This window comes from Comamonas sp. (assembly GCF_009360615.1).
In the GTDB taxonomy this organism is placed as follows: Bacteria; Pseudomonadota; Gammaproteobacteria; order Burkholderiales; family Burkholderiaceae_C; genus Comamonas.
In genome coordinates this window covers 1-14,793 of sequence record NZ_SPEY01000080.1, presented here as the reverse complement: position 1 = coordinate 14,793, position 14,793 = coordinate 1, and the positions used below count along the sequence as shown (strand labels likewise).

14 protein-coding genes are annotated in these 14,793 nt (G+C 62.8%); 7 read left to right on the top strand and 7 right to left on the bottom strand.

All coding sequences use genetic code 11. The features are described 5' to 3' along the window. Positions 1–41 precede the first annotated feature (41 nt). Entirely contained in the window at positions 42–446 is a 405-nt protein-coding gene (locus tag E2583_RS19355) for a YXWGXW repeat-containing protein (RefSeq protein WP_291597848.1), read from the bottom strand. A 200-nt stretch (positions 447–646) separates the two neighbouring features. Then, the gene (locus tag E2583_RS19350) at positions 647–1,378 is read right to left on the bottom strand and encodes a helix-turn-helix transcriptional regulator (RefSeq protein ID WP_291597847.1); all 732 of its coding nucleotides are present in this window, start codon (positions 1,376–1,378) and stop codon (positions 647–649) included. Positions 1,379–1,488: 110 nt separating this feature from the next. On the opposite strand from E2583_RS19350, the gene E2583_RS19345 reads away from it, so the two are divergent. Further along, the gene (locus E2583_RS19345) at positions 1,489–2,289 is read left to right on the top strand and encodes a hypothetical protein (protein WP_291597846.1); all 801 of its coding nucleotides are present in this window, start codon (positions 1,489–1,491) and stop codon (positions 2,287–2,289) included. 105 nt (positions 2,290–2,394) lie between these two features. Then, positions 2,395–4,347, top strand: coding sequence for an MFS transporter (locus E2583_RS19340; protein WP_291597845.1), 1,953 nt, complete (start codon positions 2,395–2,397; stop codon positions 4,345–4,347). A gap of 10 nt (positions 4,348–4,357) precedes the next feature. On the opposite strand, the gene E2583_RS19335 is transcribed toward E2583_RS19340, so the two are convergent. Continuing rightward, the gene (locus E2583_RS19335; protein WP_291597844.1) at positions 4,358–5,131 is read right to left on the bottom strand and encodes a DUF3047 domain-containing protein; all 774 of its coding nucleotides are present in this window, start codon (positions 5,129–5,131) and stop codon (positions 4,358–4,360) included. Positions 5,132–5,360: 229 nt separating this feature from the next. On the opposite strand from E2583_RS19335, the gene E2583_RS19330 reads away from it, so the two are divergent. The 3 genes from E2583_RS19330 to E2583_RS19320 all read left to right on the top strand — a co-directional run bounded on the left by E2583_RS19330 (position 5,361) and on the right by E2583_RS19320 (position 7,874). After that, complete coding sequence (locus E2583_RS19330; protein WP_019043359.1) at positions 5,361–5,825, top strand: hypothetical protein; 465 nt, start codon at positions 5,361–5,363, stop codon at positions 5,823–5,825. Positions 5,826–5,846: 21 nt separating this feature from the next. Next, on the top strand, positions 5,847–6,704 hold the full coding sequence (locus E2583_RS19325) for a DUF2145 domain-containing protein (RefSeq protein WP_291597842.1): 858 nt from the start codon (positions 5,847–5,849) through the stop codon (positions 6,702–6,704). Between the two features lie 69 nt (positions 6,705–6,773). Beyond that, complete coding sequence (locus E2583_RS19320; protein WP_291597841.1) at positions 6,774–7,874, top strand: serine endopeptidase; 1,101 nt, start codon at positions 6,774–6,776, stop codon at positions 7,872–7,874. 48 nt (positions 7,875–7,922) lie between these two features. On the opposite strand, the gene E2583_RS19315 is transcribed toward E2583_RS19320, so the two are convergent. Both E2583_RS19315 and tgt read right to left on the bottom strand, forming a co-directional pair. Beyond that, the gene (locus E2583_RS19315) at positions 7,923–9,344 is read right to left on the bottom strand and encodes a diguanylate cyclase (protein WP_291597840.1); all 1,422 of its coding nucleotides are present in this window, start codon (positions 9,342–9,344) and stop codon (positions 7,923–7,925) included. A 266-nt stretch (positions 9,345–9,610) separates the two neighbouring features. Further along, on the bottom strand, positions 9,611–10,783 hold the full coding sequence (tgt, locus tag E2583_RS19310) for a tRNA guanosine(34) transglycosylase Tgt (RefSeq protein ID WP_291597839.1): 1,173 nt from the start codon (positions 10,781–10,783) through the stop codon (positions 9,611–9,613). A 121-nt stretch (positions 10,784–10,904) separates the two neighbouring features. Here tgt and E2583_RS19305 point away from each other — a divergent pair, with 121 nt between their 5' ends. Beyond that, positions 10,905–11,378, top strand: coding sequence for a universal stress protein (locus E2583_RS19305; protein ID WP_291597838.1), 474 nt, complete (start codon positions 10,905–10,907; stop codon positions 11,376–11,378). 53 nt (positions 11,379–11,431) lie between these two features. Here the strand turns inward: E2583_RS19305 and E2583_RS19300 are convergent, their stop codons facing one another. Together E2583_RS19300 and E2583_RS19295 are read right to left on the bottom strand one after the other, a co-directional pair. Next, on the bottom strand, positions 11,432–11,911 hold the full coding sequence (locus E2583_RS19300; protein ID WP_291597837.1) for a hypothetical protein: 480 nt from the start codon (positions 11,909–11,911) through the stop codon (positions 11,432–11,434). A gap of 38 nt (positions 11,912–11,949) precedes the next feature. Further along, positions 11,950–12,450, bottom strand: a complete 501-nt coding sequence (locus tag E2583_RS19295; protein ID WP_291597835.1) for a MarR family winged helix-turn-helix transcriptional regulator — start codon at positions 12,448–12,450, stop codon at positions 11,950–11,952. A 155-nt stretch (positions 12,451–12,605) separates the two neighbouring features. On the opposite strand from E2583_RS19295, the gene E2583_RS19290 reads away from it, so the two are divergent. Continuing rightward, positions 12,606–14,793 (top strand): bifunctional salicylyl-CoA 5-hydroxylase/oxidoreductase (locus E2583_RS19290; protein ID WP_291597834.1); only part of this gene is annotated, 2,188 nt, incomplete at its 3' end.

Below are 14,793 nucleotides of genomic sequence, written 5' to 3'. Positions count from 1 at the left end.
CAGCGGAGGGAGCGATCCAGGCTTAAAGCGTCGACAGGCTTTTAGCGGCGATAGGGGTTGTGGGGGTTGCGGTCATGGCGGTCGGGCACGCCGTCACCATCCCTGTCCCAGCGGCTGGCGCGGTAGTCCCAGCGGTTGCCGTGCTTTACCCAGACGGGCTGGCGATACACATAGCCGGGGCGGTTCTGCACCCAGTGGCCGGCACGCCAGACGTGGCGGTGGCCGCGTGGCTCCCAGTAACCGGGAGCCCAGACATAACCACGGCGTGGTGCGGGGACGGCTTCATAGCGGACCGGGGGCGGTGCATTGAACTGCACGCTCACATAGGCCCCCTGGCTGGCACCCGCCCAGTAAGCGCTTTGGGCCTGTGCGCTACCGGCAAAGCCCATCAGGGCGAGTGCGCCTGCGGCAGCGACGGTGTGGATGGTGTTGCGGATTGTCAGCATATACGCCTCCTTCATGGGTAGCGGGCTGTCTGTAGGTTCAGGCATCCCTTGGGCTCCATGCTGGAAGGCCAGCGTCAACCGTGGGTTGCCGCTGTGCGAAGTCTTGCAATCTTGTGTGTCTGCTGGGTGAAGATTGTATGAAACAGGCGTCTGACGCAGATTCGGAAAGCGCATTTGGCTACATATTTGGGAGCGATAGCCTATCGGCGCAAGGCCGCAAAGGCAGGCAGTTCCCATTTGCGCATGCCCAGCACCAGGGTGTAGCCCTCGATCTTGTCGGGGCCCAGGCGCTGATCCTGAAGATGCTGCTGCGAGAAGTCCTGACCGATGCGCTGGATGCGCTCCACGAAGCTGGGTGCCAGGCTGGGGGCGATGGAGCCATGCACCAGCAGCATGGTCTCGTCCTCGCCGGCAAAAGTGCCGCCGAAGTAGTCCAGCACGGCGTTCTCGCGAAAGAAGTCCATCACCGGGCCGTTGGTCTGCCAGCGGAAGGTCTTGGCCAGGCGCAGCTTGTAGCGGTTGCCGGGACGCAGTTCGATGATGCCGATGCGGTCCAGCTGTGCCAGATAGCCGATGCCCTCGGGCTCGCTGATGCGGTAGGTGGCGACGATCTGCTCCAGCGTCCACTGGCTGAGCACGCAGATGGCCGTGAGCAGCAGCTTGCGGTCGGCAACCACCGCAATCTCCTGCTCGCGCGTGATCTGCTGCAGCAGCGGCCGGCTGTCGGCCACATTGCGCGCCAGATCGGCAAAGTCCAGATGCAGGGCGCGGCAGATCTCGTCGATGCGCGACAGCGGCATGTCGCCCTTGGCCAGCATGCGCTTGACGCTGGATTCGGCCATGCCGATGGCCTGGGCCAGGGCGGCATAGGTCATCTGTGCGGCCTTGAGTTCTTTCTTGATGGCGGTGACGAGATCGGCAGTCGTGCTCATGGTATCGGTTGGTAGTACTGGCAGTGCAGCGATATGGCGCGAGTTTAGAAGATTGATGCCACGGCATTGGCAGATTTCCATACTGCGCGGCAATCACTCAAGGACGCGCCATGCAATTACATCCCTCATCGATCACGACCGTGGAAATGACGAGCCCCGAGACCTCGGGTACGCTGGAGCAGCGCTTTGCCTTGTTCGGGGGCATGGGCTTGCTGTTCACGCTGGCGCTGCTGATGCCCGGCATGGCCCAGCCCGAGCACTATCACGCCTTTGCCGACCAGCGTGGCTGGCTGGGCCTGCCCCACGCGGCCGACGTGCTGAGCAATCTGGGGTTTGTGCTGGCCGGATTGGCGGGCGGTTTTGCGCTGTGGCGTGCCGACTATCAAAAGCTCAACGGCACGGCGCGTGCCCTGTGTGCCTTGTTCTTTGCGGGCCTGCTGTGCGCGGGAGCGGGCTCGGCCTGCTATCACTGGTCGCCGCAGGATTCGAGCCTGGTCTGGGATCGGCTGGGCATGAGCCTGGCTTTTGCCGGCCTGCTGGGGCTGGCGGTGCAGACGCGCATTGACGACGTCAGCGCCCTCGTCACGGCCGGGATGCTGCTGGTGGCGGCGCCCGTCAGCGTGGCAGTCTGGGCGCAGACCGGCAACGTGCTGCCCTGGGTGCTGGTGCAGGGTGGGGGCATGCTCATTCTCCTCTGGCTGGCCTTTGTGGCGCCGCGACGTCACGCGCTGCCCGTGGAGCTGGGCTGGGTGATCGGCCTGTACCTCGTGGCCAAGCTGCTGGAGCTGTCGGACGGCGATGTGTTCGATGTGACCGCGCACGCAGTGTCCGGCCACAGCCTCAAGCACTGGGTGGCCGCCGCCGCCGCCTGGCCCGTGCTGCGTGCCCTGAAACCATGGCGCGAGTCGTAATATTCATAGCGGCAGGCGCATGTTCATCAGGCGCCAGTGGCTTAAAACCGAGCAATAGATCCGGGCAAGTTGGCACAATGCCGGCAGCGCCACAGGGAGAGATCCATGAATTCCACGCCGACCGTGCAGACGGCCGCCGCTGCACCGCAGCCGTCCCACCCCAACCAGTTCGCCCTGCTGGGCCAGCGCCGCTTCGCGCCGTTTTTCTGGACGCAGTTTGCCGGTGCGGGCAATGACAATCTCTTCAAGTTCGCCTTCACGGTGATGGTCACCTATCAGCTCAGCGTGTCCTGGCTGCCGCCCTCCATGGCGGGCCTGGTGATCGGTGCGCTGTTCACCCTGCCTTATCTGCTGTTCTCGGCCACTTCGGGCCAGCTGACCGACAAGTGGGACAAGACCCGCATGTTCCGCCTGGTCAAGAACCTCGAAATCGTCATCATGCTGATCGCGGCCTGGGGCTTTATCCAGGCCAATGTGCCGGTGCTGTTGCTGTGCGTGTTCCTCATGGGACTGCACTCCACGCTGTTCGGTCCCGTCAAGTTCGCCTATCTGCCCCAGGTGCTCAACGACCGTGAACTCACGGGCGGCAATGGCATGGTGGAAATGGGCACTTTTGTCGCCATCCTGCTGGGTCAGGTCGCTGGCGGCCTGCTGATCGCCGTGCCGCAGGTCGGCCATATGCAGGTCGCCATGGCCTGCGTGGCCGTCGCGGTCGTGGGCCGCATCTGCGCGCAGTTCATTCCTCACGCGCCGGCCACCGACCCGGGCCTGGTCATCAACTGGAACCCGTTCACTGAAACCTGGCGCAACCTGCAGCTGGCGCGCCAGCAGCCCGTGGTGTTTCGCTCGTTGCTCGGCATCAGCTGGATGTGGTTCTTCGGCGCGGTGTTTCTCTCGCAGTTTCCCAGCTTTGCCAAGGAGGTGCTGCATGGCGACGAGCATGTGGCATCGCTGCTGCTGGTGATCTTCTCGGTGGGCATCGGCATTGGCTCGCTGCTGTGCGAAGTGTTCAGCCGCCGCCAGGTGGAGATCGGCCTGGTGCCGCTGGGCGCGATCGGCATGAGCGTGTTTGCGGTGGATCTGTTCTTCGCAACCCGCGCGCTGCCGCCCTCCGAGCTGATGGGCGTGAGCGCCTTTTTCGGACAGAGCAGACACTGGCGCGTGATGCTGGACCTGGGCCTGCTGGCGCTGTCGGCGGGCATCTACAGCGTGCCCATGTATGCGCTGATCCAGATGCGCAGCCAGCCCACGCACCGCGCGCGCATCATCGCGGCCAACAACATCCTGAACGCGCTGTTCATGATTGCCTCTGCCGTGCTGGCCGGTGCCCTGCTGGCCGCAGGTTGCAGCATTCCCCAGGTGTTTCTGATCACCGGCATTGCCAACGCCATCGTGGCGCTCTATGTGTTCCTGCTGGTGCCCGAATATCTTCTGCGGTTTGTGGCCTGGGTCATCACCCACTTTGTCTACCGCTTCAAGGTGCGGGGCGACGAGCATATTCCGCGCGAAGGTGCGGCCGTGCTGGTCTGCAACCATGTGAGCTTTGTCGATGCCATCCTGCTCATGGCGGCCAGCCCGCGCCCCATTCACTTCGTGATGGATCACCGCATCTTCCAGGCACCGGTGCTGGGCTGGCTGTTCAAGCTGGCCAAGGCGATTCCGATCGCGCCCCACAAGGAGGACCCTGCGACCTATGAAGCCGCATTCGCGCGCGCGGCAGAGGTGCTGCGCGAGGGCGATCTGCTGGCCATCTTCCCCGAGGGCGGCATCACCTCTGACGGTCAGCTGCAGCCCTTCAAGGGCGGCATCATGAAGATTCTCGACCATGCGCGGGATGACGGTCTGCAGGTCCCCGTCATCCCCATGGCGCTGACCCATCTCTGGGGTTCCTACTTCAGCCGCATCGAGATGCGCGGCGGCAGGAATGTGGCCATGGTCAAGCCGCTGCGCCGCGGCCTGTTCAACCGTGTGGGACTGGAGGTGGGCGAGCCCGTGGCGGCAGCCGCGGTCACGCCGGCCCTGCTGCAGCAGAACGTGGCGGAATTGCTCCGGCGTTGAGACTGAATGATCAGGGCGCGAGCCGGATATCACCCAGGTAGGCCAGTCCTTCGCCATGGGTGTTGTCCGAGTCCGCCGAGACGGTGACGCCGATGATGGTGGGCATGGCCTGGGACTCATCGCCAAAGGCCTGCTGGTAGTCGGCGGAGAGATGGCGCTGCTCCGTCACCCACTGGCCTTTGTGTGCGTCACCGCTTTGCAGCACGATGTAACGCATGCGATGTGTGAACGCGTTGTGCATGACCGTGCCCACGGGCTGCTTGTTGTCCCAGACATAGCACAGCGTCTCGGCCGGGATGTCCTCGCCGGTGCTGATTCTGCCCAGGCGCAGCTTGGCCCGTTCGCCAAAGCTCAGCTGCGATTTGTCAAAATCGAAGGAGACGCAGAGCTTGAGCGCCGCATCGTCGCCAGCCCTGGTTTTGATATCGGCCTTGTCGATCAGCTGGTCCACTCGCCAGCGCCACTGAAGCTGCAGATCGGGCGCGGCAGCCTGGTGCAGGCTGTACACCATATTGCCGTAAGCGTCATGTGTGCTCACGCGCAGCACATGAACGCCCTCCTGATCCACCACATTGAAGGCCGTCGGGTTCTTGTTGGGCAGGGTGGCAAAGTGCCAAGGTCCGCCCAGCGGGCCCGGCGGCATCTGAGAAAAGGCAGGAATGCCGCTGCCCTGCGCCAGTCCAGGGGCAGCCAGGGCGGACATGACGATGGCGAGCGCTGCCGCAAGCCAGTGCCGCGAAGGTGAAGGTTGGCGCAGGGCAAAGGTCTGGGTGTGAAGCCGCATGGATTGCCTGATGATTTTTAAAAGTTGTGGGCGCGGAAATCGGACAGCATGCATACACTGCCACCGGTTCGGGAGCTGCGGCGGACTGAAAGTATCGGGTTGAGATACTGAAAGATCCGCCAACTGCTGATTTTGACAAAACACAGGGCCGAAGTTTCGGGTGCGTGGATGATTCGCTCGTCGCCGCACGGAAATCGCGGTTCATTTCAACAGCCATCGGGAGCCATTTGTGATCAACGTCTTGACCTTTATCCGTCCTCTTCGCAACAGCCTTTGCGCTCTGGGCGCGGCCTTTGCCTTGCTGGGCGGCAGTGCGGTCCACGCCCAGAGCGAAGCCTCTCTGGTGCTGTCGGCCCTGCCTGTGGCATCGGTGGTCGCAGCGGTATCGGGTGGCGCTTCGGAGGAAGTCGTGGCAATTCCCCTGTTCCTGTCGGCCGCTGGTGCATCCGTGATCGTTGAGGCCGTGGAGAGCAGTGCCACCGGTGTGACCTATGTGCTCAAGAATGTGGCCGACGGCACCTCGGCCGTGGTCAAGGTCTCCGGCCAGGCCGCAGGCGCGCTGTCGGTCGGCGTGGGCACGGTGGTGCAGACCAGCGCCACGGCGGCCGGCGTGATTCTGTCCACGGCAGGCAAGGTGCTGGCCTTCATCCCCAATGAAATCGGCAAGGCGTTGATGCACAACGAGCGCCTGTAACTCAAGAAGCTGGAGGCTCGCATGATCAAGGAACCGACAAACGTTGTACACGCCATGGCACCCGCTCAACGGGGCGGCATGCCCATTCCCGGCCCTGTGGTGTTGGCGCTGGGCGCTGCGCTGATTGCCTGTGCAGGATCGGCCCAGGCAGGCCGCAGCTGTGAGGAGCGTCCGCTGACTGCCGATGTCATGGCCAAGGGGCTGAATCTGGCTGCGCGTACCGCCAAGGCACTGGATGCCGAGTTCCAGAAGAATGGCACCCAGGTCGTGCTGCTGGCGCGGCAAGGGCAGGACTTGAGCAAATACGATCTCAAATACTCGCACTACGGCTGGGCCTACAGAACGCCTGCCGGTCCCTGGCGCGTGGCCCACAAGCTCAATGAGTGCGGCACCGCATCCGGCCATGTCTACCGCCAGGGGCTGGGCGAGTTCTTTCTCGACGATATGTGGCGTTACGAAGCCGCCATTCAGATCCCGACACCGGCGGTGCAGCAGGCCCTGCTCAAGTTCCTGAGTGCTCCCACGGTGCTGCGCCTGCAGAACGAGCCCTACAGCATGGTCAGCTACGTCTGGGGCAGCAAGTACCAGCAATCGAACCAATGGGCGACCGAGACGCTGGCCGCAGCCCTGGATCCGGCGGCGATTCAGAACCGCGCGCAGGCCCAGGCCTGGCTGCAGGCCAGAGGCTACGAGCCCAGTGCGCTCATCATTCGCGCGTTCTCGCGGCTGGGGGGGCGCATGACGGCGGCCAACATCGCGTTTGACGATCACCCCAACGAAAAGCGCTTTGCCAGCCGCATCGAGACGGTGACCGTGGACTCCGTGACCCAGTGGCTGCAGCGCACGCAACTGGCATCGGCCGTGCGCACCGTACAGTGAGTTCAAGCTGGGTCGGCTTCAAAGCCTTGCCGAGAAGGCGCAAGGTGCTATGTTTCTGGAGTAGTTGAAATGAGCAAGTCTCTGCGTTTGCCCGAGAAATGGTTTCGCCGCGGCCTCTGGCTGGTGGCGCTGGCATTTGCCTTTTTCCTGATCGGACTGGGCGGGCTGGTGGTGGGGAATCTGCCGCAGCCCGATCGCTCGCTGGAGGTCGAGTCCTTCATTCCCGAGGCCGATGCACAGCGTGTGCAGGCCGAGATCGACCAGGCCCGGAAGATTGCCGGCGTGACCCAGAAGGCGCTGGAACGGGCGCAGCTCAAGTTCGATGCCGAACGTGCGCGCTATCAGTCGGCGCGCGACACCTTCGACAACTGGGTTGCGACCCGCCGTGCGACGGAGCGCCCCGAGCAGGATGCGGAGCTGGTGGCGCGCAGCAAGGCGCTGGACGCGCTGAAGCAGGGCGAAGACCAGGCCCGCCAGGAGCGCGAGAAAGAGGCTCAGACGCATCTCGAGGCCAATCAGGCGGTCTCCAACGCCGAGGCCGAGATGCACAGCCTGCGCGAGCAGGCCTATCCCCAGTATGAAGCCGCCATGCGCGCCAGCGAATTGCGCGTGTTTCTGTTCCGTCTGGCCATCACCTTGCCTCTGCTGGGCGTAGCGGGCTGGCTGTTCGCGAGGAAACGCAAGAGCACCTGGTGGCCTTTTGTCTGGGGTTTCATCTTTTTCGCGCTGTTTGCCTTCTTTGTCGAGCTGGTGCCCTATCTGCCTGACTATGGTGGCTATGTGCGCTATATCGTGGGCATCGTGGTGACGGTGCTGCTGGGTCGCTATGCCATTCTTGCGCTAAACCGCTATCTGGAAAAGCAGAAGCTGCAGGAGTCTCTGCCCGAAGAGCAGCGCCGTGAAGAGCTGAGCTATGACGTGGCGCTGGAGCGGCTGTCCAAGAACGTGTGCCCGGGCTGCGAGCGACCGGTAGACCTCAAGAACACCGAGATCGACTTCTGCCCCCATTGCGGTATCGGCCTCTTCGATCATTGCGGCAGCTGCGACACCCGCAAGAGCGCATTCTCGCGCTTTTGCCACAGCTGTGGTGCTGCGGCGGGCAAGGTTCTGCCGCGCCAGGATGCGGCGCCAGGGGCTCAGCCGGCATCCGGCGCGAACGCCTTGAGATGAACCCGGGCCGCGCGAGACGTCGGCGGGGTGCCGCGCTGCGAATCGCACTCAGCACAGCCGGGATCTGACGCGATCGCGCCCGGCAGCCTTTGCGTCATACAGAACCTGGTCGGCCTCCTGCAGCAGCAGGTCGAGGTTGTGGTGTGTCTGGAGCCGAGCGACATGGATCAGGCCTATGCTGACCGTAGCGCTCATCAATTGGTCATCCATGGGCACGCGCAGCTCCCGGATGGCGCGATTGATGCGCCTGGCAATCTCCTGCGCTGCGGAGGCATCCACCCTGGGCAGAGCCACGGCGAATTCCTCGCCTCCCATGCGGCCCACGATGTCCTGAGCCCGCAGCACCTGGGTCAGCGTCTGGCAGAAGCTGCGCAGCAACTGATCGCCTCCGGCATGGCCGAAGCTGTCATTGATCTGTTTGAAGTGGTCCAGATCCAGCATGAGAATGGCAAAGGGCTGCTCGTCCTGCCGGCAGCGCTCCAGTATTCTCTGCCCCTGTTTCATGAAGGCCCCGCGTGCCAGCACGTCGGTCAGGAAGTCGTGATTGACGGCATGGCTGAGCTTTTGCATCAGCTCGTTGCGCGCCATATGCGATCCCGCCACCGCAAGCGGGCCCAGCACCAGCATGCAGAGCCCGATGCGAAATGACAGAGACTCCAGAAAGTGATCGGGGGTGAATTCCAGCGTCCCCAGCGTAGCGAAAAGGATGCGGCTCAGGCAAAGTGTCGCCGTGATCATCGTCAGACTGAAGATGCGATAGCTCAGTGCGCACCATATGAGAGCCGGCAGCGAGAATGCCAGCGAGCCGGGACCTTTGATCCAGTGGCTGATCGCTTCCAGCGCAATGACGGACAGCAAGGGCAGTACACGGCGCAAGGGGGAGGGCTCGGTCCAGTTCGGCACAGGCTGTTTGCGCGTCGGCCAGGCCAGAACAATGGGCAAGAATGTCATGTAGTTCAGCCACTCGCTGCTCAACCACATGGAGAAAGCCTGCCAGTGCGGTGTTCCGAACACGGCCGTCACCACCGGACCGCCCAGTATTGCGGCGGCCAGTGCGCCCATGCCACTGCCCACGAAGAGCAGCAAGGCGGAAGACTGGCGCTGCATGAACAAGGCTGCGCGGCTTTGCCGGTGCATCAATGCCCAGGCCGTAACCACACCCGCCATATTGGCCATGCTCAGCAGGACTGCGACATCCAGCCGGCTGCCAGTCAGCAGATCCGCCGCGATATAACCAGCCGAGACCGCCAGGACCGAGCTCGGACGCAGCCAGCCAGGTTTGTGCAGAAGCAGGCCCAGCAACAGCGCATTGGCCGGCCAGATCGCCGAGAGGAACCCCAGGGGGCGCCCCAGGATCCCCAGCAAGGCCGACAGGAACACCATGCCTCCCAGGGCGAGCGCGGCCACCCATGCGTGGGGCGCGGCGGTCTGCAGCAAAGGCGTTTGCTTGGGCGGAGATGCTTCGGACATGGAGAGAGGCCGCGAGCGTTTCGGGCTGTTTTTTCAGTGACCCTTGGCTGATTTCGATGCCAATCGCCAAAGATGCCGGTGGTTGCCGTTAAATATGCTGATGTTTTAACAAAAACAGACAGAAAATCGGTCCCTGGCGAAGCATTGCAGCGTGCAATTGACGAATTTTTTCAATTGAAGGTTTCAATGGTGAAATCTGGGCGCAAAAAAGCCAGAGACGGGCTCTGGCTTCTGGGTGCCCTGCTGCAGCAGGTGGTGTCGGTGGCTCAGACCCCGCGGGCGCGATCGGCCTTGAACTGGGCACGAAACTGGGCAAAGCTGCCCGTGTCCAGTGCGTTGCGGATTTCCTGCATCAGGTTCAGGTAATAGTGCAGATTGTGGATGGTAGTCAGCATGGGGCCCAGCATTTCGCCGCAGCGGTCCAGATGGTGCAGATAGGCGCGGCTGAAACCGTCGCGCCCGCCCTCGTCCCAGCTCACGCCGCTCTTGCCCGCACAGGCGTGGCAGGTGCAGGTGGTGTCTATGGGCTGGTGATCCACCTTGTGGCGAGCGTTGCGGATCTTCAGATCGCCGTAGCGCGTGAAGATGGTGCCGTTGCGGGCATTGCGCGTCGGCATCACGCAGTCGAACATGTCCACGCCGTCGGCCACACCTTGCACCAGGTCTTCGGGTGTTCCCACGCCCATCAGGTAGCGCGGCTTGTCGGCTGGCAGCAGATGCGGCGTGTGGGCCATGATCTCCAGCATCTCGTCCTTGGGCTCTCCCACGGAGACGCCGCCCACGGCATAGCCGGGAAAGTCGATCTCCAGCAGACCCTGCAGCGATTCCTCGCGCAGATTGGTGTACATGCCGCCCTGCACGATGCCGAACAGCGCATTGGGGTTCTCCAGGCGCTGGAATTCCTCCTTGGAGCGCTTGGCCCAGCGACGGCTCATCTCCATGGACTTGCGCGCCTCGGCCTCGGTGGTCTTCTTGCCGTGGGTCTCGTAGGGAGTGCACTCGTCGAGCTGCATGACGATGTCCGAATTCAGGATCGTCTGGATCTGCATGCTGACCTCGGGCGACATGAACAGCTTGTCGCCGTTCACGGGACTCTGGAAATGCACGCCTTCTTCGGTAATCTTGCGCATGGCGCCCAGCGACCAGACCTGGAAGCCGCCCGAGTCGGTCAGTATGGGCTTGTCCCACTTCTCGAAGTCATGCAGGCCGCCGAAGGACTTCATGATGTCCAGGCCGGGGCGCATCCACAGGTGGAAGGTATTGCCCAGGATGATCTGCGCGCCCATCTCTTCGAGGCTGCGCGGCATCACACCCTTGACGGTGCCATAGGTGCCCACGGGCATGAAGATGGGGGTCTGGACCTTGCCGTGGTTAAGCGTCAAGGTGCCACGGCGCGCGTGGCTGTTCGGGTCGGTCTTGAGAAGGTCAAACTGCAGCATAGCCCACTATTTTCCCAGATGCTTGCAAGCACTGCTGCAATAGCCGAGGCTTGGCCCAGATTCGCAACCCGTCTTTGCTGCATGCCCCTACACTGGTGTGTAGTAAGAACAGGAGGTTGTCATGCTCAAGATCATGCTTGCGGTGGATGGTTCGGATGTCGCGCTTGAGGCCGTACGCCACGGCATCAAGCTTTTGCAGAGCGGACTGGATGCTCACTTTGTAATAGCCCATGTGCAGAAGGAGGCATCGCTGCTGGAGCTTGCAACCACAGATTCCGATCTGATCGCCAACGCCAGCATCGAAGCCGGCATGGACCTGGTGGCTCCGGCGCAGGATCTGCTCAAGGAAGCCGGGGCCTCCTACGAGGTGGAGATCAGCCTGGGCGAAGAGGCGAACACCCTGATCGATATTGCCGAGAGCAACGAATGCGATCAGATCATCATCGGCGCGACGGGCCAGAGCGGACTGGGCAGCATTCTGATCGGCTCGGTGTCACGCGAGGTGGCACGGCACAGCCGTCTGCCGGTGACGATTGTGAAAATGCCGGAAGTCTTGGAGGCGGATGACGGCTCCGCTGAGGATGCAGAGTCCTGACCGGACGGGCGTTCGCGCCTGAGCCTTACGCAGCGGGGGCGTCTTGCGGAATATCAGGCCGCGCGGCGCTGCTGGCCGGATTCGCGTCTTTGCCAGCTGCTGCGGCTGCCTGCGCGATGGGCGGAAAGCTTGCCATGCGGCATGCTGGCCAGACGCATCAGCATCCAGCGGCAGTAACCCTGCACGCTCAGGCATTTGTTGATTTCCTCTTCGGGCAACGGCCCGGAGACGACGATGAGGCGGTCCGCGCCTTCCCAGTCTCCCGCGATGCGCAGCCGGCGTTGCGCGCCCATGGCCCAGGAGTGGATGCGGGTGGGGTGACCATGCTGGTGCACGCGGCCGGTGATGCGATCGAACGCGATGGCGACCAGTTCGGTCTTGAGGCGATAAGGGCGCTCTCCCGTGATGGCATTGAGCGCATCACGCATGTCGTAGAGGTAGTAATACCCGGACCTGAGCCGATATCGCAGATGCAGTAAATCCATGAACCATGCCCCCAAAGCCTGTGTCACGCAGGACTGCGTGCAGGGCATTTTCCATGAAATTGTCACTGAACGGTGGTTTTTCAGGCTCAGGCTGCTTCTGACAGGCTCAGCACCTGCCTGAGCCTGCCCAGCTGTTCGTACAGATGGCTGGCGCTTTCGCTGTCCAGCGGCGCCAGCAATTGTTCAAGCCATTGCTCATGGGCGGCGGCCATGGCCTTGAACTGCTTTCTGCCGGTGCGCGTCAGCCGCACGATCATGGCGCGCCGATCTTCTTCGTCGGCCACACGCTCCACCCAGCCTTCGGCGACCAGCTGATCGGTCAGTCCCGTCACATTGCCCCCGGTCACCATCAGATATTCCGACAAGGTCTTCATGCGCAGCCCTTGGGGAAAGCGGCTGAGCTGGGCCAGATAGTCAAAGCGCGGCAGGGTGGTGCTGAACTCCGTGCGCAGCTGGCTGCGTATGACTTGCTCGATCTGTGTGCTGCAGGTGAGCAGACGAAGCCACAGGCGCACGGCCTGGTGGTCGGAGTCGGACAGCCCAGCCTCGCGGCCAGGGGTGTCCGGCGTATCGATGGAAGCGTCCATAGGGTGATTGTCCATGGTCTACATAGTGTTTCAAGCGCCTGGGATTGGCTTCAGGGTTTGGCCTTATTCTAGTGAAAAGTTCATGCATTAATAATTTATATATAAAGTAATTTTCAGTGCGTCATCTCTCAACGCGCCAGGAAGGGATTGCTGTCATGAAGATCGTCTGCATAGGTGGGGGGCCCGCCGGCCTGTATTTCGCGCTGCTGATGAAGCAGATGAACCCTGCGCACGAGGTGACGGTGGTGGAGCGCAACCTGCCCTATGACACCTTCGGTTGGGGCGTGGTGTTCTCCGACGCCACCATGGACAACATGCGGGTCTGGGATCCGGTGACGGCCGCGCAGATCGAGCAGGCCTTCAATCATTGGGACGATATCGAGCTGCTGTTCAAGGGGCGCAGAATTCGTTCCGGCGGACATGGCTTCGTGGGGATTGGCCGCAAGCATCTGCTCAACATCCTGCAGGCGCGCTGCGAGCAACTGGGAGTCAGTCTGGTGTTCGAGACCGATGTGCAGAGCGACGAGGAGTATCCGGATGCCGACCTCATCATTGCCAGCGACGGCGTGAACTCCCGCATCCGCAGCAAGTACGAGAACACTTTCAAGCCCGATATCGTCACCCGTCCCAATCGCTACATCTGGCTGGGCACGAACAAGGTCTACGAGGCCTTCACCTTTGATTTCGTGCGCACCGAGCATGGCTGGTTCCAGGCGCATATCTACAAGTTCGACGACCAGACTTCGACTTTCATCGTCGAGACCACGGAGGAATGCTGGAAGGCCAGCGGCCTCGATGGCGCCGACCAGGAGCAGTCCATTGCCTTCTGTGAAAAACTGTTTGCGGACAATCTGCAGGGCGAGAGACTGATGACCAATGCCCGTCATCTGCGGGGTTCGGCCTGGATCAATTTTCAGCGCGTGGTCTGTGATCAATGGTGGTTGCGCAATGCCAAGGGCAGCCATGTGGTGCTGATGGGCGATGCCGTGCATACGGCGCATTTCGCGATCGGTTCGGGGACCAAGCTGGCGATTGAAGATGCCATCGAGCTGGCGCGCCAGTTCAAGAAGTCCGGCGATGACGCCGCGCATATTCCCGAGGTGCTGACCGCCTACCAGGAGGCACGTCGCGTGGAGACGCTGCGCCTGCAGAACGCGGCCTGGAATGCAATGGAGTGGTTCGAGGTCTGCGGTCAGCGCTACTGCGACCAGCTGGAGCCCGAGCAGTTCATGTACTCCATGCTGACGCGCAGCCAGCGTATCAGCCATGAAAATCTGCGCCTGCGCGATGCCGCCTGGCTGGACGGCTATGAGCGCTGGCTGGCCGAGAAAAATGGCGTGGCCACGGATGGCAAGGCTCCCCCCCCCATGTTCCTGCCCTACAGGCTGCGCGGACTCACGCTCAAGAACCGCATCGTGGTGTCGCCCATGGCCCAGTACTCGGCCGTGGACGGTGTGCCAGGAGACTATCACCTCGTGCATCTGGGCGCGCGTGCCATGGGCGGGGCGGGGCTGGTGTTTGCCGAGATGGCCTGCATCAGCCCCGAGGGGCGCATCACGCCCGGCTGCCCCGGGACTTATTCGGAGCAGCAGAAGCAGGCATGGAAGCGCATTGCCGACTGGATTCATGCCCATACCGACGCCAAGTTCGCCATGCAGATCGGCCATGCGGGCGCGAAGGCCTCGACGCGGCTGGCCTGGGAAGGAACGGATCTGCCGCTGGAGCAAGGCAACTGGCCCATCATGGCTGCGTCGGAGCAGCAGTATCTGCAGGGCGTGAGCCAGACTTCCAAGGCGATGACACGCGCCGACATGGACGAGGTGCTGCAGCAGTTCGTCCATGCCGCGCAGATGGCGGCCGACATCGGCGTGGACTGGCTGGAGCTGCACTGCGCCCACGGCTATCTGCTCTCCGGCTTTATCTCGCCGCTGACCAATCACCGCAGCGACGAATATGGCGGCAGCCTGGAAAACCGCCTGCGCTACCCGCTGCAAGTCTTCAAGGCCATGCGCGCCGTCTGGCCGCAGGACCGCCCCATGTCCGTGCGCATCTCGGCCCATGACTGGGTGCCTGGCGGCATCACCCCCGAAGACGCCGTGGAGATCGCCAAGGCGTTCAAGGCCGCGGGTGCGGACCTGATCGACTGCTCCTCCGGTCAGGTCAGCAAGGCAGAAAAGCCGGTGTTCGGGCGCATGTTTCAGACCCCGTTTGCCGACCGCATTCGCCAGGAGGCCGGCATTGCGACCATGGCCGTGGGCGCGATCAGCGAGGCCGACCATGCCAACAGCATCATTGCCGCAGGACGTGCCGATCTGTGCGCGATTGCCAGACCGCATCTGGCCA

Bases quoted from the DNA above. Each gene is read 5' to 3' on its own strand.
- E2583_RS19355 (WP_291597848.1), bottom strand. From the start codon at position 446: ATGCTGACAATCCGCAACACCATCCACACCGTCGCTGCCGCAGGCGCA.
- E2583_RS19350 (WP_291597847.1), bottom strand. From the start codon at position 1,378: ATGAGCACGACTGCCGATCTCGTCACCGCCATCAAGAAAGAACTCAAG.
- E2583_RS19345 (WP_291597846.1), top strand. From the start codon at position 1,489: ATGCAATTACATCCCTCATCGATCACGACCGTGGAAATGACGAGCCCC.
- E2583_RS19340 (WP_291597845.1), top strand. From the start codon at position 2,395: ATGAATTCCACGCCGACCGTGCAGACGGCCGCCGCTGCACCGCAGCCG.
- E2583_RS19335 (WP_291597844.1), bottom strand. From the start codon at position 5,131: ATGCGGCTTCACACCCAGACCTTTGCCCTGCGCCAACCTTCACCTTCG.
- E2583_RS19325 (WP_291597842.1), top strand. From the start codon at position 5,847: ATGATCAAGGAACCGACAAACGTTGTACACGCCATGGCACCCGCTCAA.
- E2583_RS19320 (WP_291597841.1), top strand. From the start codon at position 6,774: ATGAGCAAGTCTCTGCGTTTGCCCGAGAAATGGTTTCGCCGCGGCCTC.
- E2583_RS19315 (WP_291597840.1), bottom strand. From the start codon at position 9,344: ATGTCCGAAGCATCTCCGCCCAAGCAAACGCCTTTGCTGCAGACCGCC.
- tgt (WP_291597839.1), bottom strand. From the start codon at position 10,783: ATGCTGCAGTTTGACCTTCTCAAGACCGACCCGAACAGCCACGCGCGC.
- E2583_RS19305 (WP_291597838.1), top strand. From the start codon at position 10,905: ATGCTCAAGATCATGCTTGCGGTGGATGGTTCGGATGTCGCGCTTGAG.
- E2583_RS19300 (WP_291597837.1), bottom strand. From the start codon at position 11,911: ATGCCCTGCACGCAGTCCTGCGTGACACAGGCTTTGGGGGCATGGTTC.
- E2583_RS19295 (WP_291597835.1), bottom strand. From the start codon at position 12,450: ATGGACGCTTCCATCGATACGCCGGACACCCCTGGCCGCGAGGCTGGG.